Source organism: Celeribacter sp. (assembly GCF_048261515.1).
Classification (GTDB): domain Bacteria; phylum Pseudomonadota; class Alphaproteobacteria; order Rhodobacterales; family Rhodobacteraceae; genus Celeribacter.
Genome location: NZ_JBLXFZ010000007.1, coordinates 1 through 20,826, shown reverse-complemented (window position 1 = coordinate 20,826; position 20,826 = coordinate 1). Strand labels below are relative to the sequence as shown.

Genomic DNA, 20,826 nt, shown 5'->3' with positions numbered 1-20,826 from the left:
CGGCGAGTCTATCCCGCCTGTGACGGGATACAAGCGCGATCACATCTCGACAAACTCGGGATCGGTTGTGGCGCGGGGAACGTAATTCGATGGGGTGCGCGTTTCGGGAATAAAGCCTGCAACGGTCTGGCCTCCCGAAAGCGGCGTAATACGACAGGACAGGCGGCGACCATCCCAAAGGCGCGTGGAACCCGACCAGTTCTCGCGCGTGACTTCTCCGCCAACAATTGCCTTGATATCGCTCCAAATGGATGTCGGCGCGCATTTGGAACGCCAAATGCGGGTAGCTTCGACAATCCCCATATCCAGCGCTTCACCATCCTCATTCGTGTTCCAAAGCGCGTCATAGGCAGTATTGCTCATCACCAAGCAACCATCAGGCCCGAAGACTGCAATGGCTTCCTCAAGACTGTCGATCACCGCCTGGCCTGTTTCGATCTCGGTGCGGAAGCGGCGGGTGAGGGTCATTTCCGAGGTGATGTCTTCGAACAGGAATGCGATTGCCCCGTCGGGGTGGGGGTGGCCAGTCACGCGATAGGTCGTGTCGGATGGCAATGCCCATTGCTCTTCGAAAGTGCCGTGTTCTGCTGCGGATTCCAGTGCGGACATTTTCTGACGCCATGATTTGTAGTCTTTCGGCTCGGGCATCATGCGGCGGTCCCGCAGAGTGTCGAGAAAAAGCGTCAGGGTCGGCCGTTTTTCAAGAAACTCCTCTTCGAGTGTCGTCAGCGCTATCAGCGCGGGGTTGAAGAAGGCCAGCTTCCTGTCGTGGTCGAACACCGCCATGCCAATTGCAAGATGAGAAAAGCTCTTGGTCAGGGTTTCGGTGAAGGCGCGCAGGGCGGTTTCGGTCTGGACTGCGTCATCAGCGGGGATGGCGGAAAACAGCATCTCGCCGTCATTGTTGCTGCGGTAGACATCAAACCACAGGATTTCACCCTCCGCGCTTTCGATTCGGAGGCGGTCATGCAGGCAGGCCCCAACGGGCGGTTTGGAAAGATCGCCGAACAGGCGGCGTGGAGGCCAACGCGGGACTCCATCGCCCTCGTCGAAACTGTCAGCAATGCCGAGATAAGCGGAGTTCGCCCACGTGATCGTGCCGTCAGGTGCTTCGTGCCAGATCAGGATGGGGCCGTTTTCAGCCGTGGCGCGTAAGGTTTCAAGCTCTTGCTCCATCGCCTGAACAAAGTGGCGGTCGAACTCGCTCATGCTGTCTTCGGCATCCACGCTTTTGAGTGAAATCCGTGCAAGCCCGCGCCGCCATTCACAAATCAGGCTGGCTTGTCCGTTCTTGCTCTCGATGATCATTTTCTGCTCGTCGGCGAGATGTGCGATGCGGGTTGGGAGGTCGGGAAACTGGGTTAGAAAGGCCGAAATCAGGCGCGACCAGTCGGATGACCCGCGTGGCGTCCCCTCCAGAATGGCGCGGGCTTCGGGTGTGGCGTCGACTAGGTGTTCGTCGTCAAACAGAAACGCGGTCTCCCCATCTTCCCACTCGAGCGCAAGACGGTCGTTTTGTTCCCTTCTGGCGGATAGGGAGGCTGTTGCGTAGATCACGACAAAGGCGACGCAGAGGCTGGCAGTTGTCAAAATCGCGAGTTGCGTGAGCATTCGGGCTTCCGTATCGGCGCCACTCGGTTGAGCGCGCTTTTGAATTTTTCCGCACGCCTGGAGGTGATCGCGCGCAGCTTCACCTCCGAATTTTGTAAAGAATGGTTAATATGTCGTTAACTAGGCTGCCGTCTGCGCCGAGACCTTAGGGGGCGAGAATAGGATCGTTCTCCCCAAGGGGATCAAGCTCTTCGCCCTCGGGCACACAAATTCGATCTCGCGCCCACGTCACCTCAACAATCGCACCCGAACGACGCCCCGCACGCATATGCACGTCATGACGATCCGCGCCGTTAGCAAAAGCGATCTCGGCTCCCGTCCGCTCCAGAAGGGTCTTTGCAATGAACAGCCCCAGCCCCATCCCATCGTATTCGGGACGTTTGGCGGAAGTTCGTTCACTGCGACGGCGACGCACATAGGGATCGCCGATCCGTCCGATCACCGAGGCGGGAAAGCCTGATCCGTCGTCAATAATCCGTAGACGGATGTGCGTGCTGGTCCATGAGATATCCACCCACACCGTTGTTTGCGCGAAATCGACCGCGTTCTGGACGAGGTTGCGCAATCCGTGAATGATCTCTGGATAGCGATAGACATAGGGTTGTTCGCGATCGTCAGGAGCTTCCATCACAGCAATCACCACCTCGCGCCCGCGCTCGAGATGCGGAGCGGCGGCCTCTTCGACCACGGCCTGAAGGGGAGCTGTTCGCATGTGTTTGTCGTCTTTTCCTGCACGCCCCATTGAACGCAGAATGTCGCGGCAACGGTCCGCCTGTTCGCGGATCAGTGCGGCATCCTCGCGCAGCACCTCATTGTCAGCGAGATCGTCGACCAATTCGGAACTGACCAGTTTGATCGTGGCGAGCGGTGTGCCCAACTCATGTGCTGCGGCCGCAACGACACCACCGAGGTCTGTAAGCTTTTGTTCCCGCGTGAGTGCCATTTGGGTTGCCAGAAGAGCCTCGGACATCGAATGGGTCTCCGAAGTGACACGCCATGAAAACAGGCCGAGGAACAGCACCCCGATGATGATTGCCGCCCATTGGCCAAAGAGGAACAGATCAGGCAGGGACAGCTCGGCACCGTCCGCCAGTTGAAGCGGAATGTTGAACGTCGAAAGCAGCGTGACAAATGCAATCGCGACTGCGCCCGCCAGCACCGACGACTTGGGTCGAAGCGCCGTTGCGGCGATGGTCACGGGTGCGAGGATCAATAGCGCGAAGGGGTTGTTCAATCCGCCCGACAAGTAGAGCAACGCTGATAGCTGCGTAATATCGAACAGAAGCATCAGCGTTACGCCTTTCTCGGAAAGGCGGGTGTTCTCTGGGTAGACGAAAACGCTTACGATATTGATGATCACCGATGCGCCGATCACAAGGGCGAAGCTGCCGAGGTGAAGAGACAGGTCGAAAATCTGCTGCGCAACAAAGAGAGAGGCGAGCTGTCCTGTGATGGCAATCCAACGGAGCGCGACGAGTGTGCGAAGCCGAACCCAGTTGGAACGGCGCTCCATATCGATAAGGGACGCTGGATGTGGTGCCATTGACGTGCTCGTGACCTCGCTGCGGCATTAGTTCCCCTTGTTAATACCTCAAAGACAGTCGATCAATGCACCTGACATAACGAGGAGAAACGCATGTCCACACGCTCAACTGCAATTTCAGCCGCCGTGGTGGTTGCCGCATTTCTCGCTGGAACGGCCTATTACGTGACAAAATCCGGCGATGACGACCCGTTTGCCGAATGTCGTGCGAACGCGGTTTCTGGTGGCGCGGGGGCAATTGGCGGGCCGTTTGAGCTCGTGCGCGAGGATGGCGTGACGGTGACTGATGAAGATGTCGTCACCAAGCCAACCATTCTCTACTTCGGTTACACCTTCTGTCCTGATGTGTGTCCGCTCGACAGCATGCGTAACGCAGATGCCCAGCGTCTGCTCGAAGAGCGCGGCTACGACGCGCAAACCGCGTTCATTTCAATCGATCCTGAACGTGACGATGTTGAAACGGTCGCCGAGTTCACTGACCTTTTTCATGATGACATGATCGGGCTGACGGGTTCGGTTGAACAAGTCAAAGCGGCGTCACAGGCATATAAGACCTATTACAAAAAGCAGGACGGTGATCCCGAATACTATCTCGTCGATCACTCGACCTTCACATACCTCGTATTCCCCGAAGTGGGATTCGTGGATTTCTTCAGGCGTGAGGATTCGCCCGAAGCGATGGCGGACCGCGTGGCGTGTTTCATCGACGCGGCGTCGTGACGGGTTTGAGAAGCTCGGCGCGATTGCGCGCCGCCTTTGCCGCTGCGTTTCCTCGATATACGTTTTGACCATGCATTCGCGCTCACCTATGGTGACGTGACGCGATTTCGTGGCATTGAGTGCTGCGGATTCCACGCGGAGGGAAAGCACATGACCGCAGATACGAAAGCCCAACTCGGCGACGATCGTTCGCTTCTACTTGTCGATGACGACGAGCCGTTTTTGCGTCGTCTGGCGCGAGCAATGGAAAAGCGCGGGTTCGAGGTTGAGACAGCTGGGTCCGTTGCTGCGGGCAAGGCGATCTCCACGGCCCGCCCACCTGCCTACGCCGTTGTTGATTTGCGTTTGGAGGACGGGAACGGGCTCGACGTGGTTGAAACGCTGCGCGAGAAACGCCCCGATAGCCGCATTGTGGTCCTCACGGGATATGGCGCAATTGCGACGGCTGTGGCTGCGGTGAAAATTGGTGCTACCGACTACCTGTCGAAGCCAGCGGATGCCAATGACATCACCAATGCGTTGTTGGCGAAGGGCGATGAATTGCCGCCGCCGCCCGAGAACCCGATGAGCGCGGATCGTGTTCGTTGGGAACATATCCAGCGGGTTTATGAGCTTTGCGATCGCAATGTCTCCGAGACCGCGCGCCGCCTCAACATGCACCGCCGGACACTCCAGCGAATTCTGGCAAAACGCTCGCCGCGCTAAGTCTCTTCGCCGTCCTCAATCTCGTTGCCGATGTCTTCAACCGTGGGGATCGGTTCCGCGTTTCGCAACAGCCAGTTGCGGCAGGTTTTGACCTGCGGAGAAAGGACGCCTGGCAAGGTCACGATGTAATAGCCGATGTTTTCGGGATCGCCCTCGTAGAGTACCTTCATGCGACCCGACGCGATGTCGTCCTCGACCAGAACCCTCGACTGGATTGAGACGCCGAGGCCCGACCTCACGGCGGATAGGGTCAGGGCGTTGCTCGCCATTTCGCGGTACCCGCTTTCGTTGAAGTCGATTCCGACCCGTTTTCCCCACGCGTATTGCTCGCTCGAAAACTCCGAGAACATCCAGAACAGCTCAGCGGGGTTCTCGATGTCTTCGAACTTGTCGGCTTCCGTGTAATCAGGACTGCAAACCACCGCAAAGGGACTCATCAGGAGTGGCACCACATCAACGCCAGGCCAGTCGCCCTGACCAAAGCGGATGGAGATGTCGACACCGTCCGCGCGGAGGTTCCGCATGCCCATGGATGGTAAAACTTGCAAATGGATTTCCGGGTGTTCGGCCCAGAAGGCGCCAAGTTTAGGCATCAGCCAGACTTCTGCAAAGGTAGGTGTGGTTGCAATGTTGATCGGTCGATTTGTCTTTTCATCGGTGACGGCGCGCACGCCGCTGATGATCATGCCAAATCCTTCCGCCAAGGCATCGGCCAGTTGCTGCCCTGAGGGGGTCAGGGCCATGCCGCGCGATACGCGGTTGAGAAGTTTTTCATCAAGATGGTCCTCAAGCGCTCGCACATGTTGTGCGATTGCCGCGTGAGTCACGTTCAATTCGCGCGCGGCGGCGGTGTAACCACCCAGTCGCGCGGCGGCCTCGAATGCTCGCAGTGACGCGAGTGAGGGGATGTCTTTCCAGTCCATGGGCGCATGATAGCTGAGCTTACATCATGAAAGCTATATCAACTTCTGGGAATCGTGAGGTCGTGCCAAAAAGGGGGAGACACAGAAACACTCACGCGAATGAGGTTGATCATGACCATGTTTAAAACCCTCTTCAGGATCTCGAAGCGCAATCGCGCAGCCAACCCAATGCTGCGTGAGCAACGCCGTCTTAGTGACATGCGATTCGACCTCGAAACCCAAATGCGCCGCAAGATCAGTATCTGATCGGCGCTCTGGCTTTCAGACGAACAAGGTCCGCCTTGGCGGGCTTTTTTTGCTTTCCGTTTGATTTATCTAAAGGGCAGCCATCAGTTCGGCATGGCGACGGGTAAATGCTTCGCGCGCTTCGAGTGGTGGGCGCAAACGAATGTCGAGCGTTCCCACTAAGTCGGGGTTCATTTTCCCGAAGAACCTGTTGCTTTCTTCCTCCGAAAACCCTGCGATCTGTGTGGCTTCTAGCCACGCTGAGACCTTGTCGGCTTTCTTGATTCTGCGTTTTACCGCGAGGGGAAGCTTTGCAGGAAGGCCGAAGCGGATGTGGATCGCCGCTGTCAAACGATCGTCCAGCTCGCCGTAGGAGGGGCCGACCGCCGCCTTCACGGGGGAAATCATGTCACCGATGACATATTCGGGCGCGTCATGGAGAAGGGCGGCAAGCTGCCATTTCACAGCCTCGTTGGGATAGAGTTGGCGAAAAATCTCTTCGACAAGAACAGAATGCTCGGCCACAGAATACGCATAATCTCCCCGTGTCTGACCATTCCATCGCGCGACAAAGGCCAGACCATGCGCGATGTCCTCAATCTCGATATCCATCGGCGTAGGATCAAGAAGATCCAGCCGCCGTCCAGATAGCATCCTTTGCCATGCACGTGCCTGCGCCATGTCGCTCCCCTGAAATTTGCGACCAAGTCATATCAGGAAAAAATCCTACCTTAACCCCAAATAAATCCACTTTCGTTGTAAGGAACAATGCGGAGTGCTAAGTGCAGCGCAAAGCTATTTTCTCAGGAGCCCAAGATGGCCAACGATTACATCGTCAAAGACATCAACCTTGCGGACTTCGGTCGCAAAGAACTCGATATCGCCGAAACCGAAATGCCAGGCCTGATGGCGCTGCGTGACGAGTTTGGCGAATCCAAGCCACTCAAAGGCGCACGGATTGTCGGCTCCCTGCACATGACAATTCAGACCGCATGTCTGATCGAAACGCTTGTGGCGCTTGGCGCTGATGTTCGATGGGCCTCGTGCAATATCTTCTCCACGCAAGACCACGCCGCCGCCGCCATTGCAGCTGCGGGCATTCCTGTCTTTGCGATCAAGGGTCAGAGCCTTGAGGAACATTGGGATTACCTCGACAAGTCGTTCCAGTTCGAGGACGGTCCCAATCTGATCCTCGACGATGGTGGCGATGCGACCCTTTACGTGCTGCTCGGCGCCCGTGCGGAAGCTGGCGAGGATGTGATCCCAGTTCCTCAGTCCGAAGAGGAAGAGGTTATCAAGAAGCAGATCGCCAAGCGCATGGCGGCTTCTCCGGGTTGGTTCACCAAAACTCGCGACCAGATCCTCGGTGTTTCCGAAGAAACCACCACGGGCGTCCACCGCCTCTATGATCTGCACAAGAAGGGGCAGCTTCCTTTCCCCGCGATCAACGTCAACGACTCCGTGACCAAGTCCAAGTTCGACAACAAATACGGCTGTAAAGAGAGCCTCGTCGACGGTATCCGTCGCGCGACCGATGTGATGATGGCGGGTAAAGTTGCTGTTGTCTGCGGCTACGGTGACGTGGGCAAGGGCTCGGCCGCTTCCCTGCGCGGCGCGGGCGCACGGGTGAAAGTCACCGAGATTGATCCGATCTGTGCGCTTCAGGCTGCGATGGACGGGTTCGAGGTAGTCCGTCTTGAGGATGTTGTCGCCGACGCTGACATCTTCATCACGACCACAGGGAACAAGGATGTGATCCGCATCGAGCATATGCGCGAGATGAAGGACATGGCAATTGTTGGGAACATCGGCCACTTCGACAACGAAATTCAGGTTGCCTCCTTGCGCAACCACAAATGGACCAACATCAAAGACCAAGTGGATATGATCGAAATGCCATCGGGCAGTCGCATCATCCTTCTGTCCGAGGGCCGTTTGCTCAACCTCGGCAATGCGACGGGCCACCCGTCCTTCGTGATGTCCGCGTCCTTCACCAATCAGGTGCTGGCGCAGATGGAGCTTTGGACCAATGGCGATGCTTATAAGAACGAGGTCTACATCCTGCCCAAGCACCTCGACGAGAAGGTGGCTCGTCTCCATCTCGATCGGATTGGCGTGAAGCTTTCCGAACTGTCGAAAGAACAGGCAGACTACATCGGCGTCACTGTTGAAGGCCCTTTTAAGCCCGAGCACTACCGCTACTAGAGCGGACCTAAAAGACTAATACGTAAACGGCCGCCGCGTGCGGCCGTTTTGCGTGTCAGCGTTCACATTCGAAAAATACCTTGTTTTGGCGGGGGTAGGGGGTAGGCTACTGTCGAGCCTGACGGATTGATCAGGTGGTAATGGTAAAACCAAACCAGGTGGGAGAAACCAATGGGAAAACGTGACGACCTGATCGCGAAATATGCGGACGATCTGAAGAACAAATGCGGCATGACGCCTGACATGGACCTTCTGACAAAAGTGACCATCGGCTGTGGCCCCGCAATCTACAATGACGATGCATCCACTGTTGCTGGATCGCAGGAGTCCGAGCTGGAAACCGTCAAGGAAAACTTCCTGATGAAGAAACTGGGCCTTGCTGACAGCCCTGCTTTGATGGACGCGATTAATTCCGTGATCGAAACCTATGGTCGCTCGGAGCGCAACAAATACCGCGCCGTGGTCTACTACATGCTGGTGAAGCATTTCGGCAAAGAGTCCGTCTACGGCTAATCGCCAGATAGATTGAAACGGAACGAGCCGCCGACCTTCCGTCGCGCGGCTCTTTTCTCTACCGGCCGTCGAAAAGGTTAAGGCAGGGTTTCGATTTTGTAATCCGTTTGAATGAAAAGCGTTGCACTAACCGATTGCCCAGAATCGGGGTGCTCGCTAGGTTTTACATACGGACCAGGACGGACCGGACCTGATATACGAACACGTGCGGTGCTATGGGAGCACGTGGGGTGGTGGAGGGTCCCGGGGGTCGGGGCCCTCTTTTTCCATGTCAGAACAATCCGAGGATCAAGCCCATCACAGCGGGTCCAGTGGCGGCGTAAAGACCATCGATCAGGATAAGGGCGAGCGGCCGTTTGGCGTAGGTGTAGTTCGTCGCGATCCAGGGCGCGATTAGGAAAATACCGACACCAAAACCGGCAATCAAACCTGCGCCAGCGCCGTCAATACCTGCCATTGCAAAGACATGCCGCATCATCCCAGCAACGATGAGCAACGCGATCCCGTTGACGATGAAGGGCATCGCGGTTGGCGCTGTTTGGGGTTTACCGTCTTCATCGCAGGCGATGCCAACGGCCTTCATCCACGGCTTTGACAGGGGCGACATGTAAATCGCCGCACCCATGAAGAAGCCGCCCAGTGCAGCCAGAATAACTGAAAGTAGCCCCATCTTCCGTCCTCTCATGCGTTAGAGTAATCACACTATGCGGGCGACGGTGGTTGTTTGCTAGGGTTTTGTCTCGCCAAGTTCGCAGACAACCTTCCACTCTTCTTCGGTTACAGGCTGAACCGAGAGACGGGAATTGTTCACCAAAACCATGTCGGCGAGACGCGGGTCTTCTTTGCACATCGAAAGCGTGACGGGTTTGGTGAAAGGTCGCACAGCCTTGATATCCACGCATTCCCAACGCTCGTCATCGGTGGTGCTGTCGGGATGTGCCTCGGCGCAAACCTCAACGATTCCGACGATCTCTTTCTCAGCGCGCGAATGGTAAAAGAACCCCAGATCACCCATCTTCATCGCACGCATGTTGTTGCGTGCCTGATAGTTGCGCACGCCGTCCCACTCCTCGCCTTCGTCACCCTTGGCGACTTGCTGATCCCATGACCAGACTTCGGCTTCCGATTTGAAGAGCCAGAATGCCATCAGCCAACCACCTTTTTCCACGCTTGCACAGTGACCTTTTCGAACAAGCCAGCCTTTGCATAGGGGTCGTGTGCGGCCCAGTCTTCAGCGGCGGCCTTGTCCTTAACGTCAAGCACAACAAGAGACCCACACATCTCGCCCGCATCGTCGAGGAAAGGGCCTGCCTGTGTCACAACGCCTGTCTCGGAGATATAGGCCAGATGGGCGTCACGATTGGCTTTTCTAATTTCGAGCGCGCCAGATTTGTCTTGGCAGATCAGGGCAAAAAGCATGGGTTATTCCTTCTTTAAGGGTCGGGAGAGTAGGGCAGAGAGAGCATCGGGCACAGACATCTCGCCAGACGAAATCGCATCCACGGCCTTAGTGATCGGCAGGTCGATACCCAGAGTATCAGCCAGTTCCCGCACCGCGCGCGCCGTGGATTTTCCTTCGACCGTGATGGTCGGGTCAAACGCCTCGCCACGACCGAGGGTGAAACCGAGTTGATAGTTTCTCGATTGATCGGACGTGCAGGTCAGCGCCAGATCGCCGAAGCCTGAGAGGCCCGTCAGCGTTTCGGGCCGTGCGCCGAAATGGATGACAAGACGTTGCATTTCGGCGAAACCGCGCGTCATGAGCGCAGCCCGTGCGCTCTCGCCTAGGCCGCTACCGATACAGGCACCACAGGCAATCGCGATAACATTTTTCAACGCTCCGCCCAGTTCTGCCCCAATGACGTCGCTGCTGAGGTAGAGGCGCAACTTCGCGGTGGAAAGCGCGCGTTGGAGTTCCTGCCCTACGACTTCATCCGCGCAAGCCAATGTTGATGCAGTCGGCAATCCACGCGCGATATCGGCGGCAAAACTTGGCCCTGTCAGGACGGCGGGAATGGCGTCAGGGCAGACTTGTTCTATAACGCGCGAGGGCCCCACATGGCTCTTTAGGTCAATACCTTTACAGCAGGCGACAATCGCGCGACCAGATGTTGGTGCGTCGATCTGCTTGAGAGTGTTGCTAAGAGCTTGAGTCGGTGTCGCGACAAGGATTGGTGAAGAGGGGTATTTGTAGAGGGATTCAAGGCTAGCCGTAGCGATCAGGCCATCGGGCAACGACACATCAGGGAGCCGCGGGGTTCGTCGTGTAGCCTCAATCGCCGCCATTGCCTCCGCATCACGGCCGATCAGCGTCACGTGCTTTCCGTCCTGCGCGTAGGCGACAGCGAGAGCGGTGCCGAACGCACCTGCGCCGATGATGATCAAATCCCTCATGCCGCCCTCGATAGCCCCTGCGGTTGTGTCCATTTCCATAGGGAGGTATCACCGTGGGCATATCCTGACAATGCTGGGACCCGCTTTGCGCGCCACTCTTCTCATCACACGGCCACATGACGACGCTCGAAGACTGGCGGACGCGGTGAGTGCTGCGCGAGACAATCTGGACGTGATTATTGCTCCCGTCATGGAAATCACGTCCGTCGAGGTCGAGGATGTGCCCGCGCCACCCGAATTGGTTCTGTTGACATCGCGCCATGCGGTGAATGCCGCGGCCACGCTTTTTCCCGATGTCCCAGTGCTTTGTGTCGGAGATGCAACAGCGGAAAGCGCGCACGCAAAAGGCCTGAAAGCAACATCCGTTGCGGGGACATCGGTCGAATTGGTTGAGGACGTGTTGCGTCGGGATTGCCACACGATCCTGCATCTGCACGGTGCGCATACGCGCGGTGATGTCACGGAACGATTGCGCCGCGCTGGCCGCGCCGCCGATGAGCGTGTGGTCTACGAACAGAACGAAGTGAAATGGACGGACGATGCAAAAGAACGTATCGATCGTTCCGAGACATTGATCGTCCCGCTCTTCTCGCCACGAAATGCGGTGACCGTTGGTGCGCGGTTGCGCGGGTTTGCGCCGAAGCCCTTACATCTCGTCAGCATGTCCCGTGCAACCAACGACGCATGGAGCGGCGTGGACCCTGTGACACGAACATGCGCCGATCATCCCGATTTTGCATCCATGGTCAGAGCCATAGGGTCGCAGGTCGGCTGAACACACCTTGAGGGTGTCAGTGACTCCCTTTAGTCTTATTCTGCGCGTGCGAAAGACGTTATCGGATTCGAAAGGTTGAACTGTTGGCACAAAAGAACAAGCCCACCGAAGAGCCGCAAACTTCGCAAGAGGACGATACTGGTCCCGATCAAGAAATCGAAACCGCAGCGGCAACCGATGTGGCGGAAGAGGCGGAGGCGCCGTTATCTGACGCGCAATCCGATACCGAAAATCCGACAGACGGAGAAACCGACACGCCGCAGGACGATAGCGCGGATGATGCGGTTGGAGACGAAGACACAGCGACGGAGAGTGCGCCAGAACCAGTAGCAACACAGTCGCGAGGCGTTGTCCCGATGGTGTTTGCGGGTGTCGTGTGCGTTGCGCTCGGCTACGCGGGAGCTCAGTTTATCAAACCCTCTGGTTGGCCGTTCCCAGGATCGAACACCGATGAGATTTCGGCGCGGATCGACGCGCTGTCTTCTACCCTTGAAGAGAGTCAGTCTCGCACCGATCAGTTGGAGGCCGACCTTGCCGCCGCGCGCACGTCCCTCGCGGCGCAGATTGAAAGCGAAGTTTCGGCGATTGATCTAGACGCACAGATCGCGCCCCTGTCCGAAAAACTGACCGAATTTGCGGATCGTCTCGACACTATGGAAGCACGCCCCGTCGCGGAAGCTATCGTATCGCCAGAGGCGACGGCGGCCTACGAGCGTCAGTTGGCGGAGATGCGTGAACTGCTCGATAGTGAGATTGCACGACTAGAGGCGGCGCAAGCCGAGGCTGCTGCGCAGGAAAGTCAGGCCAAAGCAGCAACGGCCCTTGCAGCTGTCAAGACTGCCGTGGATTCTGGTGAGCCCTATGCTGCCTTGTTAAGCGAGATCGAAATTGATGTGCCTGAGGCCGTGATCGCAGCCGCTGAAACAGGTGTTGCGGGCATCGCGTCGCTGCAAGATCGTTTCCCCGACGCCGCCCGCACAGCCATGAGCGCTGCCTCGCGTGCGGCCTATGAGGCGGGCGAGGAGAGTTGGTTCAGCACGTTTACGCGAACTCAATTGGGATTGCGGTCACTGTCGCCAAAAGAGGGAAATTCGGTGGACGCCATTCTTTCCCGTGCCGAGGCAGATGTGCGCGAGGCCGATTTTTCAGGAGCGCTCGACACGCTTGCGTTGTTACCCGATGCGGCCAAGGCCGAGTTGTCGAACTGGATGTCCGATGCCGCCGCGCGCGTGGCCGTGACCAAAGCACTTGCCGAAATGACCGGTAAATAAGGAAGGCACCGACATGCTGTTGTCACTTGTCAAAATTGTATTCTTCGTCGTCCTTGTTGCCGCTTTGGCCTTTGGAGGCACTCTCCTTCTGGAAAGCGAGGGCGGGATGCGGCTTGCCTTCGCAGGCTATGAAATTTCTCTCGATCCGTTGCAGGCAGTGTTGGCCTTTCTGGTGCTTCTGGCTGTTTTGTGGCTCGCGGTGAAACTTGTCGGCCTTTTGGTGGCTTTTGTGAAATTCCTATTGGGCGATGAGACGGCAATATCCCGTTACTTCGACCGTAACCGAGAGCGGAAAGGTTACGAGGCACTGGCCGACAGTATGTTGGCGCTTGCGTCGGGCGAGGGGCGGGTTGCTCTGTCCAAAGCGTCCAAAGCCGAGAAATACCTCCGCAAACCCGAATTGACCAACTTGTTGGCCGCGCAGGCGGCCGAGATGGCGGGTGATCGCAAGAAAGCCGAGACGACCTACAAACGCCTGCTCGCGAATGATCGTACGCGGTTCGTCGGTGTGCGCGGCATTCTCAAGCAGCGTCTTGAGGCGGGCGATACAGAAACCGCGCTCAAGCTTGCCGAGAAGGCCTTTGCGCTGAAGCCCAAGAACGAAGAAACGCAGGACGTCCTTCTCAAGCTACAAGCCGAGAAAGGTGAATGGTCGGCTGCCCGTGAAACGCTGGCGGTGAAGTTGAAATACGGAGCCATTCCTCGGGACGTTCACAAGCGCCGCGATGCGGTCATGGCGCTGTCGGAGGCAAAGGGCGTGTTCGAAGAGGGCGCGACGATTGAGGCGCGTGAGGCCGCGATTGAAGCGAATAAAAAATCTCCCGACCTTATTCCCGCCGCCGTTCTCGCCGCTGATGAATACGTGGCCGACGAGAAACCCAAACAAGCCGCCCGCGTTCTCAAGAAAGCGTGGCAGGCCCAACCTCATCCAGACCTTGCCGCAGCATTCGCGCGCATCGCGCCAGACGAAACGCCTGCGCAACGCATCAAACGTTTCTCTGCACTGACGAAGGTCCATCCTGATCACGCCGAGACGCGGATGCTGTTGGCCGAGCTGCACATTGCAAACGAGGACTTCCCTGCGGCGCGTCGTGCGCTTGGTGATCTTGCTGAGATGAACCCGACTGCGCGGAGCCTTACAATTCTGGCCGCGATTGAACGTGGTGAGGGTAGCGAGGATGTGGTGGTTCGTGGCTGGTTGACCCGTGCCTTGACCGCACCGCGTGGTCCACAATGGGTGTGCGACAATTGCGGCGCGGTCCACGCTGAATGGCAACCTGTCTGCGAAAGCTGTGAGGGGTTCGACACGCTGAGTTGGAAACAGCCGAAGCGCGACGATGTTGCCATGCCTGCGGGAACCGAGATGTTGCCGATGATTGTCGGTGCGGGAGCAAAATCCGAGGATGCGGAGGACGCCCCTGCGGCGGACACGCCAGAAGCCGACGCGTCCGAGCCCGAAGTTGTGGACGTCGAAGTGGTGAAAGACGGTGATTCCGCGCAAACCGCAAAATAGGGCTACACACCCTGAAAATACGGTGATAAAGAGCCGCTCAGATCATCGCACGCCATTTGGCGACGATGGGAGAAGGTTGCCGGTGTAGCTCAGCTGGTAGAGCACGTCATTCGTAATGATGGGGTCGTAGGTTCGAGTCCTATCACCGGCACCACTTCTCGCATGATTGATCCGCCACGGAGCGTGGCTTTCTCATTTCTTTCAAAATCCATCGCATTTTAGCGGTTAAGCCCGTTTTCAGATTTATGCGCTATGGCTACCTCTGGGTGAACTATGAGGTGGTGGTATGCGCGCGAAAAACACTGCGCCGATAATCATCAAGAGAAAGAAAATTGTTGTGAGTGACGGGCATCATAGCGGTGCTTGGAAGGTGGCTTACGCCGATTTCGTCACAGCGATGATGGCTTTCTTTCTGTTGATGTGGCTGATGAATGCAACGACGGAAAAGCAACGAAAAGGCATTGCGGACTACTTCAATCCGACGATTCCCGTAAACCGCATTTCTGGCGGCGGAGACGGGAGTTTTGGCGGAGATTCCGTGTTTACTGAGGAAACGCTGTCCCAGAACGGGACAGGTGCTTCGCTGACACAGCCCGTGTCTCAGGTGTCCCATGACAACGGTTATGAAATGGACGCCGGCCAAGCGGCGATCGAAAGCAAAGGGTTTGATAACGTCCAGGAGCTGCTTTCAGCATTTAGCGGTGAGAGCATGGCCGCTGACGATGCGTTGCGCCACATTGTGACGGAGGTCACGGATGAGGGGCTGATTATCGAAATTCACGATCTAAAGAATGAGCCGCTTTTCGAGCCGCGCACCGATACGCCGACCGAAGTCACAAGGGCCATCGTATCAATTCTCGCGCGTGTCATGAAAGTGGTCGAGAACCAGATCGCGGTTTCGGGCTATGTAAGTGCGCAACCTTTGGTCGTTGCGGACAACCCCGTTTGGGATCTCTCGACGCGTCGCGCTGATCGGGTGCGGATTATGCTTGAGGATCAGGGCACGCCAAGCACACGAATCCAGCGTGTGACGGGCCATGCGGACCGTAAGCCCGCCACACGAAACCCGATCTCTTTTCGTAACAACCGCGTGGAAATCACGCTTTTGCGCAGTGCTGGCAATAGGAAATAGGTGGCATTTTATACGTTAGCCGCATGTTAAGAGAGAGCGTGCATGGTGTCGGGAACATAGGTTCAAGCATCAGAAAGGCGCCTCCGATGACCATCTCTTCCTCGCTCAATGCTGGTGTTGCGGGTTTGAATGCGAACGCAACGCGTCTCGCCACGATTTCCGACAACATCGCAAACTCCAATACCTACGGTTACAAACGGGCCTCAACGGAATTCGAGTCATTTGTAATCGGCGGGAATGCCGGTTCAGGTGTATATTCCGCGGGCGGCGTGCGCGCTTTCACCTCACGTCTGGTCGAAGAGCAGGGCGCGCTCATTTCCACGAGCAACGCAACCGACATCGCGGTTTCCGGACGCGGCATGCTGCCGGTGACGACCGAAGTGTCGTTGGAAAATACGACCGGTGACCAACCCATGATGATGACCACGACCGGGTCGTTCCACACGGACGCAAACGGAATTCTCAAGACAGATTCGGGCCTCGTCTTGCTTGGTTGGCCAGCGGACGCGGACGGTACCGTGCCGACATTCCCGCGCGACACGATGTCGGGTCTTGAGCCTGTCGTGATCAACGCGAACCAGACCGCAGGTGATCCTACGACTCAAATGAACCTTGGCGTGAACCTGCCAGCGGAGGACGCGACCGAACCGCTCCCGCTCTCAGTTGAGTATTTCGGCAACCTCGGAACCAGTGAATCGCTCGACATGGTATTCACGCCCGAAGCTGCACCGAATACTTGGACGATGACAATCCGTGATTCCGCACTCAGTGGTCAGATCATTGGCGAATACACGTTGGAATTCGACGACTCCCGCGGTTCCGGCGGCACGCTTTCTTCTGTAACACCGACCGTCAACAGTCCCGCCAGTGCAACTTATTCGTCCTCCACTGGCGTGCTGGCGCTAACCGTTGCGGGCGGCTCGCTCGATATGACCATCGGTCGAATTGGCGACACCAACGGCCTGACCCAGCTTTCCGACAGTTTCGCGCCGACGCAAATTAATAAGGACGGTTCGCCCGTTGGTAACCTTACATCTGTAGATATCGACGACAACGGTTACATCACAGCGACCTATGACACGGGGTTTACTCGCCGCATCTACCAGATCCCGCTTGTTGACGTACCGAACCAGAACGGCCTCATTTCCTTAAACAACCAGACCTATCAGGTTTCTCCCAGCTCGGGCTCATTCTTCCTTTGGGACGCAGGTGACGGACCAACCGGCTCTATCGCGGGCTACGCGAGGGAAGGCTCAACGACCGATGTCGCGGGCGAATTGACCGACTTGATCCAAACACAACGCGCGTATTCGTCAAACGCGAAGGTCATTCAAACGGTCGACGAGATGCTGCAGGAAACAACGAATATCAAACGCTAATGCGATGATTTGACCCAAGTGAGCATACCATGAGCATTTCCAACGCCCTGTCCAACGCCCTGTCTGGCCTCACCGCGTCATCGCGAGCGGCCGACATCGTTGCATCCAATGTCGCAAACGCGATGACGGATGGCTACGGTCGAAGGGAAGTCGAACTAAGCGCTGACTCTCTAGGGATGACGAGCGGTGGTGTGCAGGTGATTGGCATCAACCGTGCTACTGATCCAATTGTCACAGGTGAGCGTAGGATCGCGGATGGTTTGGTTTCACTGGAAAACACTCGCATCGATTTTCTCGAAACCGTTTCGAACGCTTTGGGGGGGGCGGATGAAGAGACGTCGATCACGGGGCTTTCTATCGGTTTGGAAACCGCTCTGATCGAAGCCGCAAACAATCCAGAATCGGATGCCCATCTCAACAACGTCTACCAAACGGCGCAGTCTCTCACGGATCGAATCAACAGTGCCGCCGATGCAATATCCAACGCGCGTATGGCCGCAGATCAGGAAATTGGGCGAACGGTCGAAGCCTTGCAAAGCGACCTCAACCGTGTGGTCGAACTCAATGTGAAGATCAACGAGCGCGTCGCAGCAGGATACGATGCATCAGCGTTACTTGACCAACGACAGGTCACTATAGACAGAATTTCGTCCGTCATTCCCGTGAAAGAGATTAATCGGCAAAACGGCATGGTGTCGCTTTATACTCCTGGAGGGGCGGTCCTTCTTGAATCAAAAGCGGCCAGCATTGAATTCACGCCCGTTCCTACGATCACACCTGACATGAACGTGGGTTCTGGCGTCTTGTCTGGCCTGACAATCAATGGACAGCCTGTGAGCACTGATGCCGGTAATGGCGCGATTGCCGGAGGAAAATTGGCGGGACTGTTTGAAGTTCGAGACGAGTTGGCACCGAACGCGCAAGAAAAACTCGATGCTTTCGTTCGCGATCTGATGACCCGCTTCGAGATCCCTAGTGTTGATCCGACTTTGTCTTTGGGCGATGCGGGCCTCTTCACAGACGGTGGCGCAGCATTCGACGTCGCCGCCGAAGTGGGTCTTGCCAATCGCCTGAAACTGAATGCTGCCGTCGATCCTTCGCAAGGTGGCGAGATCTGTAGATTTCGCGACGGCATCGGTGCGATCAGCGAGGGAAACGCGGGAGATGCCTCAATTCTGAACAACATGATTGGCGCTCTACAAGAACGGGTTAAGACCGCGTCGGGAGGGTTCACGTCGATGCCCAGATCCCTGTTTGACCTGTCATCGGATCTCTATTCTCTAAACGAGAGTAATCGGTTGGCAATTGACGACGAGTTGGCATTCGCGATGGCGCAACAGACGTCGTTAAAAACAATTGAAGCCGAACAAGGTGTCGATACCGACCGCGAGATGCAGGATCTTTTGCTTATTGAACAAACCTACGCGGCCAACGCAAAGGTGATTGCCACAGTCGACAAGTTGCTCGACCAACTGATGAGTATGACCTGATGAGCAGTTATTCCTACGGTGATTTGGCATCCACGCTTAATCGGGTACGCCTTGTCGAACAGACGAAAGTCAATCTCGACAAATTCAGTCTCGAGGTCGCGAGTGGACTCAAATCAAATATCAGTCGCGAAGTTAGCGGTAATTTCACGCCGCTCGCCTCAATGGAACGCAGCTTGCGTTCCCTCGAAAGCTACCAGCGAGGGATCGGCGATGCCGAGCTTTTCACAAGCTCGATGCAGACAGTGCTTCAACATGTGTCTGATCAAGTCGATGCCACTGCCGCGCCATTGCTCGGTGCCACATCTGCAACCAACACACAGACGCTTCAAATTGCCAGTGAGACGGCACGCGCCGCATTGGATTCCGCTATGTCCGCGTTGAATACGCGTGTTGGAGGGCGGGCGTTATTTAGCGGCCTAGCTACGCAGGAAACACCTCTGGCTTCGGCGGACACATTGATCGCCGAGGTGAAATCAACCTTGGTTGGTCTGACAACGGCGGACGATATCAAGGTCGCAGTTGACGCTTATTTCGCTATCGGAACGGGTGATTTCGAGATGAGTATCTACCAAGGTTCCAATCAGCCGATGCATGGTTTTCTCCTCAATGAACACGAGCGCGCCAATGTCGAAGTGACGGCTGCAGACGCCGAAATTCGCGATGTCTTGAAAGGGTTGGTCCTTGGATCGCTCGTGTCCGAAGGTGAACTCGGCGGCGATGTCCAGGAACAGGCAAACTTGCTGAAAATTGCAGGCGAACAAATGTATTCCGCGGGCGTAGGCGTTGATCACCTGCGCGCGACCATAGGCGCTGAACAGGCGAAGATCGAAGCAGCTTCCACACGAAACACGGCCGAACGTGTCGCGACCGAACAGGCAATATCGGAAATCGTCTCCGCGGATATCTACGCTTCCGCAGCCAAACTATCGGAGGCCGAGGGCCAGCTCGAACTTATGTACACAATAACCGCGCGCCTTTCGCGCCTCAAACTGTCGGATTATCTCTAATGAAGCGATTTTTCGGAGCTCTATTGATCGGTCTAGTGTCGTTGGCGGAAATCGCAGAAGCGAATACCATCCGGATCAAGGATCTCGTAGAATTTGATGGTGTGCGAGGCAACGATCTCGTTGGATATGGGCTTGTGGTTGGTCTTGATGGCACGGGTGACGGCATCCGAAACTCGCCTTTCACCGAGGAAATTATGTCGAACATCCTTGAGCGTCTGGGCGTAAACGTAACAGGAGAGCAGTTTCGACCAAAGAATGTGGCCGCTGTTTTCGTAACAGGTGTTTTGCCTCCTTTTTCGCGCGCAGGGTCCAAAATTGATGTGACTGTTTCGGCAATTGGTGATGCGAAGAGCCTTCTGGGCGGGACGCTTGTGATGACACCTTTGACCGCACCTGATGGAGAAATTTATGCGGTGGCACAGGGCACGATCATCGCGGGAGGTATCTCTGCGAGTGGTGATGGTGCCGAAGTGGTGCAAGGTGTTCCTACTGCGGGCGTGATCCCATCAGGAGCACGGGTCGAGCGTGAAGTCGACTTCAACTTCTCGAAATTGCAATCCATTCGCCTTGCCCTGCGTGAGCCTGACTTCACTACGGCGCAGCGGGTGGAGGATGCTATCAATCGAAAGTTTGGCCGAGGCGTATCTCGAATGCTCGACGCGGGTACTGTGTTGCTCGATATAAAATCCACTCGCACAGCTTCGCCTGCACATGCGCTTGGGATTGTGGAAAACTTGACCGTGACGCCAGAGCGAAAAGCGCGTGTTGTAGTTGATCAACGGTCTGGAACAGTCGTGCTTGGCGAAGACGTGCGGATATCCCGCGTCGCTGTCAGTCAGGGTAACCTGACCCTTCGGATTGAAGAGAAACCCATGGTGGTTCAGCCCAACCCCTTTGCAGAGGGTCAAACCGTGATCGTACCCCGTACGCGTGCAGGGATCGAAGAAGAGCCTGGAATTGGGTTGGCCGAGGTCGATGGAGGTACTTCACTGTCCGAGGTTATTTCTGGCCTCAATGCACTGGGCGTTTCGCCGCGGGACATGATCGACATTCTCAAGAGCATCAAGGCCGCAGGGGCGCTGCACGCCGAGTTCGTCGTGCGCTAGCCCGAAGAGAGGCGCGGCGTGCAGTGTTGGGAGATTGCGATCGTTCACACGGCGTCATTCGTGGTTGGGAATGGGCGCGGTTCATCAAAATGGCGGGCGATTGCCGTGATGAAAGGGTTCTATCGCAAAAGTTTCATTATGATTTGTTCGAGAAATGACACGCCCGATACACGGAGCGGTTCCTTGGGAAGTCGCTATTTCGAATTTTGCGAGATGACAACGAAAGCCTTATGGCACAGAGGTGGTCGCGTAAATTCGGACCATTGTTTAAGGTGGATCGCATAACGAACGAGACGATCCATAATGAGCAAAAG

Annotated in this window: 21 protein-coding genes and 1 tRNA gene; 14 read left to right on the top strand and 8 right to left on the bottom strand. The window is 56.4% G+C overall.

The features are described 5' to 3' along the window. Window positions 1-39 precede the first annotated feature (39 nt). The gene (locus ACN0SC_RS12840) at window positions 40-1,611 is read right to left on the bottom strand and encodes a PAS-domain containing protein (RefSeq protein WP_417250081.1); all 1,572 of its coding nucleotides are present in this window, start codon (window positions 1,609-1,611) and stop codon (window positions 40-42) included. 145 nt (window positions 1,612-1,756) lie between these two features. Then, complete coding sequence (gene regB / locus ACN0SC_RS12835; RefSeq protein WP_417250080.1) at window positions 1,757-3,154, bottom strand: sensor histidine kinase RegB; 1,398 nt, start codon at window positions 3,152-3,154, stop codon at window positions 1,757-1,759. Window positions 3,155-3,247: 93 nt separating this feature from the next. On the opposite strand from regB, the gene ACN0SC_RS12830 reads away from it, so the two are divergent. Continuing rightward, window positions 3,248-3,874: an SCO family protein gene (locus tag ACN0SC_RS12830; protein ID WP_417250079.1), complete on the top strand. Its 627-nt coding sequence runs from the start codon at window positions 3,248-3,250 to the stop codon at window positions 3,872-3,874. 150 nt (window positions 3,875-4,024) lie between these two features. Continuing rightward, a complete protein-coding gene (locus ACN0SC_RS12825) occupies window positions 4,025-4,579 on the top strand; it encodes an ActR/PrrA/RegA family redox response regulator transcription factor (RefSeq protein ID WP_417250078.1) in 555 nt (184 codons plus the stop codon). Here the strand turns inward: ACN0SC_RS12825 and ACN0SC_RS12820 are convergent. After that, a complete protein-coding gene (locus ACN0SC_RS12820; RefSeq protein WP_417250077.1) occupies window positions 4,576-5,502 on the bottom strand; it encodes a LysR family transcriptional regulator in 927 nt (308 codons plus the stop codon). The two genes, ACN0SC_RS12825 and ACN0SC_RS12820, sit on opposite strands and share 4 nt — an antisense overlap. A gap of 111 nt (window positions 5,503-5,613) precedes the next feature. On the opposite strand from ACN0SC_RS12820, the gene ACN0SC_RS12815 reads away from it, so the two are divergent. Beyond that, entirely contained in the window at window positions 5,614-5,748 is a 135-nt protein-coding gene (locus ACN0SC_RS12815) for a hypothetical protein (protein ID WP_417250076.1), read from the top strand. Between the two features lie 69 nt (window positions 5,749-5,817). Here the strand turns inward: ACN0SC_RS12815 and ACN0SC_RS12810 are convergent, their stop codons facing one another. Next, a complete protein-coding gene (locus tag ACN0SC_RS12810) occupies window positions 5,818-6,408 on the bottom strand; it encodes an HD domain-containing protein (RefSeq protein WP_417250075.1) in 591 nt (196 codons plus the stop codon). A 135-nt stretch (window positions 6,409-6,543) separates the two neighbouring features. On the opposite strand from ACN0SC_RS12810, the gene ahcY reads away from it, so the two are divergent. Both ahcY and ACN0SC_RS12800 read left to right on the top strand, forming a co-directional pair. Next, window positions 6,544-7,932, top strand: coding sequence for an adenosylhomocysteinase (gene ahcY, locus ACN0SC_RS12805; protein ID WP_417250074.1), 1,389 nt, complete (start codon window positions 6,544-6,546; stop codon window positions 7,930-7,932). A 171-nt stretch (window positions 7,933-8,103) separates the two neighbouring features. Further along, complete coding sequence (locus tag ACN0SC_RS12800) at window positions 8,104-8,445, top strand: DUF2853 family protein (protein WP_417250073.1); 342 nt, start codon at window positions 8,104-8,106, stop codon at window positions 8,443-8,445. Window positions 8,446-8,716: 271 nt separating this feature from the next. Here the strand turns inward: ACN0SC_RS12800 and ACN0SC_RS12795 are convergent, their stop codons facing one another. From ACN0SC_RS12795 to ACN0SC_RS12780, 4 genes are read right to left on the bottom strand one after another with little or no spacing between them, the layout of a single operon-like run. Further along, complete coding sequence (locus ACN0SC_RS12795; RefSeq protein WP_417250072.1) at window positions 8,717-9,115, bottom strand: DUF1761 domain-containing protein; 399 nt, start codon at window positions 9,113-9,115, stop codon at window positions 8,717-8,719. Between the two features lie 57 nt (window positions 9,116-9,172). Then, a complete protein-coding gene (locus ACN0SC_RS12790; RefSeq protein WP_417250071.1) occupies window positions 9,173-9,592 on the bottom strand; it encodes an EVE domain-containing protein in 420 nt (139 codons plus the stop codon). Continuing rightward, window positions 9,592-9,864 carry a YciI family protein gene (locus ACN0SC_RS12785; RefSeq protein ID WP_417250070.1) on the bottom strand — a complete coding sequence of 91 codons (273 nt, stop codon included), beginning with the start codon at window positions 9,862-9,864 and terminating at the stop codon, window positions 9,592-9,594. The genes ACN0SC_RS12790 and ACN0SC_RS12785 overlap by 1 nt, the downstream gene beginning before the upstream one ends. A gap of 3 nt (window positions 9,865-9,867) precedes the next feature. Then, window positions 9,868-10,839, bottom strand: coding sequence for an NAD(P)H-dependent glycerol-3-phosphate dehydrogenase (locus tag ACN0SC_RS12780; protein WP_417250069.1), 972 nt, complete (start codon window positions 10,837-10,839; stop codon window positions 9,868-9,870). Between the two features lie 145 nt (window positions 10,840-10,984). Between ACN0SC_RS12780 and ACN0SC_RS12775 the strand changes: the two genes are divergently transcribed. From ACN0SC_RS12775 to ACN0SC_RS12735, 9 genes are all read left to right on the top strand, one after another. Further along, window positions 10,985-11,614 carry a uroporphyrinogen-III synthase gene (locus ACN0SC_RS12775; RefSeq protein ID WP_417250068.1) on the top strand — a complete coding sequence of 210 codons (630 nt, stop codon included), beginning with the start codon at window positions 10,985-10,987 and terminating at the stop codon, window positions 11,612-11,614. An 83-nt stretch (window positions 11,615-11,697) separates the two neighbouring features. After that, window positions 11,698-12,885, top strand: coding sequence for a hypothetical protein (locus ACN0SC_RS12770; RefSeq protein WP_417250067.1), 1,188 nt, complete (start codon window positions 11,698-11,700; stop codon window positions 12,883-12,885). 13 nt (window positions 12,886-12,898) lie between these two features. Next, on the top strand, window positions 12,899-14,398 hold the full coding sequence (locus ACN0SC_RS12765) for a heme biosynthesis protein HemY (protein WP_417250066.1): 1,500 nt from the start codon (window positions 12,899-12,901) through the stop codon (window positions 14,396-14,398). 78 nt (window positions 14,399-14,476) lie between these two features. Further along, a tRNA-Thr gene (locus ACN0SC_RS12760) sits at window positions 14,477-14,552 on the top strand. A 132-nt stretch (window positions 14,553-14,684) separates the two neighbouring features. Beyond that, complete coding sequence (locus ACN0SC_RS12755) at window positions 14,685-15,530, top strand: flagellar motor protein MotB (protein ID WP_417250065.1); 846 nt, start codon at window positions 14,685-14,687, stop codon at window positions 15,528-15,530. Window positions 15,531-15,616: 86 nt separating this feature from the next. Further along, the gene (locus ACN0SC_RS12750) at window positions 15,617-16,909 is read left to right on the top strand and encodes a flagellar hook protein FlgE (RefSeq protein ID WP_417250064.1); all 1,293 of its coding nucleotides are present in this window, start codon (window positions 15,617-15,619) and stop codon (window positions 16,907-16,909) included. A gap of 29 nt (window positions 16,910-16,938) precedes the next feature. Next, window positions 16,939-18,399 (top strand): flagellar hook-associated protein FlgK, encoded by a 1,461-nt coding sequence (gene flgK, locus ACN0SC_RS12745; protein ID WP_417250063.1) that lies wholly within the window; start codon window positions 16,939-16,941, stop codon window positions 18,397-18,399. Next, window positions 18,399-19,406 carry a flagellin gene (locus ACN0SC_RS12740; protein ID WP_417250062.1) on the top strand — a complete coding sequence of 336 codons (1,008 nt, stop codon included), beginning with the start codon at window positions 18,399-18,401 and terminating at the stop codon, window positions 19,404-19,406. The genes flgK and ACN0SC_RS12740 overlap by 1 nt, the downstream gene beginning before the upstream one ends. Next, on the top strand, window positions 19,406-20,512 hold the full coding sequence (locus tag ACN0SC_RS12735) for a flagellar basal body P-ring protein FlgI (RefSeq protein ID WP_417250061.1): 1,107 nt from the start codon (window positions 19,406-19,408) through the stop codon (window positions 20,510-20,512). Before ACN0SC_RS12740 ends, ACN0SC_RS12735 begins: the two co-directional genes overlap by 1 nt. The last annotated feature ends 314 nt before the right edge of the window (window positions 20,513-20,826 follow it).

Bases quoted from the DNA above. Each gene is read 5' to 3' on its own strand.
- ACN0SC_RS12740 (WP_417250062.1), top strand. From the start codon at position 18,399: ATGAGCAGTTATTCCTACGGTGATTTGGCATCCACGCTTAATCGGGTA.
- ACN0SC_RS12750 (WP_417250064.1), top strand. From the start codon at position 15,617: ATGACCATCTCTTCCTCGCTCAATGCTGGTGTTGCGGGTTTGAATGCG.
- ACN0SC_RS12785 (WP_417250070.1), bottom strand. From the start codon at position 9,864: ATGCTTTTTGCCCTGATCTGCCAAGACAAATCTGGCGCGCTCGAAATT.
- ahcY (WP_417250074.1), top strand. From the start codon at position 6,544: ATGGCCAACGATTACATCGTCAAAGACATCAACCTTGCGGACTTCGGT.
- ACN0SC_RS12795 (WP_417250072.1), bottom strand. From the start codon at position 9,115: ATGGGGCTACTTTCAGTTATTCTGGCTGCACTGGGCGGCTTCTTCATG.
- ACN0SC_RS12790 (WP_417250071.1), bottom strand. From the start codon at position 9,592: ATGGCATTCTGGCTCTTCAAATCGGAAGCCGAAGTCTGGTCATGGGAT.
- ACN0SC_RS12825 (WP_417250078.1), top strand. From the start codon at position 4,025: ATGACCGCAGATACGAAAGCCCAACTCGGCGACGATCGTTCGCTTCTA.
- ACN0SC_RS12765 (WP_417250066.1), top strand. From the start codon at position 12,899: ATGCTGTTGTCACTTGTCAAAATTGTATTCTTCGTCGTCCTTGTTGCC.
- ACN0SC_RS12800 (WP_417250073.1), top strand. From the start codon at position 8,104: ATGGGAAAACGTGACGACCTGATCGCGAAATATGCGGACGATCTGAAG.
- flgK (WP_417250063.1), top strand. From the start codon at position 16,939: ATGAGCATTTCCAACGCCCTGTCCAACGCCCTGTCTGGCCTCACCGCG.
- regB (WP_417250080.1), bottom strand. From the start codon at position 3,154: ATGGCACCACATCCAGCGTCCCTTATCGATATGGAGCGCCGTTCCAAC.
- ACN0SC_RS12810 (WP_417250075.1), bottom strand. From the start codon at position 6,408: ATGGCGCAGGCACGTGCATGGCAAAGGATGCTATCTGGACGGCGGCTG.
- ACN0SC_RS12780 (WP_417250069.1), bottom strand. From the start codon at position 10,839: ATGAGGGATTTGATCATCATCGGCGCAGGTGCGTTCGGCACCGCTCTC.
- ACN0SC_RS12830 (WP_417250079.1), top strand. From the start codon at position 3,248: ATGTCCACACGCTCAACTGCAATTTCAGCCGCCGTGGTGGTTGCCGCA.
- ACN0SC_RS12820 (WP_417250077.1), bottom strand. From the start codon at position 5,502: ATGGACTGGAAAGACATCCCCTCACTCGCGTCACTGCGAGCATTCGAG.
- ACN0SC_RS12815 (WP_417250076.1), top strand. From the start codon at position 5,614: ATGACCATGTTTAAAACCCTCTTCAGGATCTCGAAGCGCAATCGCGCA.
- ACN0SC_RS12755 (WP_417250065.1), top strand. From the start codon at position 14,685: ATGCGCGCGAAAAACACTGCGCCGATAATCATCAAGAGAAAGAAAATT.
- ACN0SC_RS12735 (WP_417250061.1), top strand. From the start codon at position 19,406: ATGAAGCGATTTTTCGGAGCTCTATTGATCGGTCTAGTGTCGTTGGCG.
- ACN0SC_RS12840 (WP_417250081.1), bottom strand. From the start codon at position 1,611: ATGCTCACGCAACTCGCGATTTTGACAACTGCCAGCCTCTGCGTCGCC.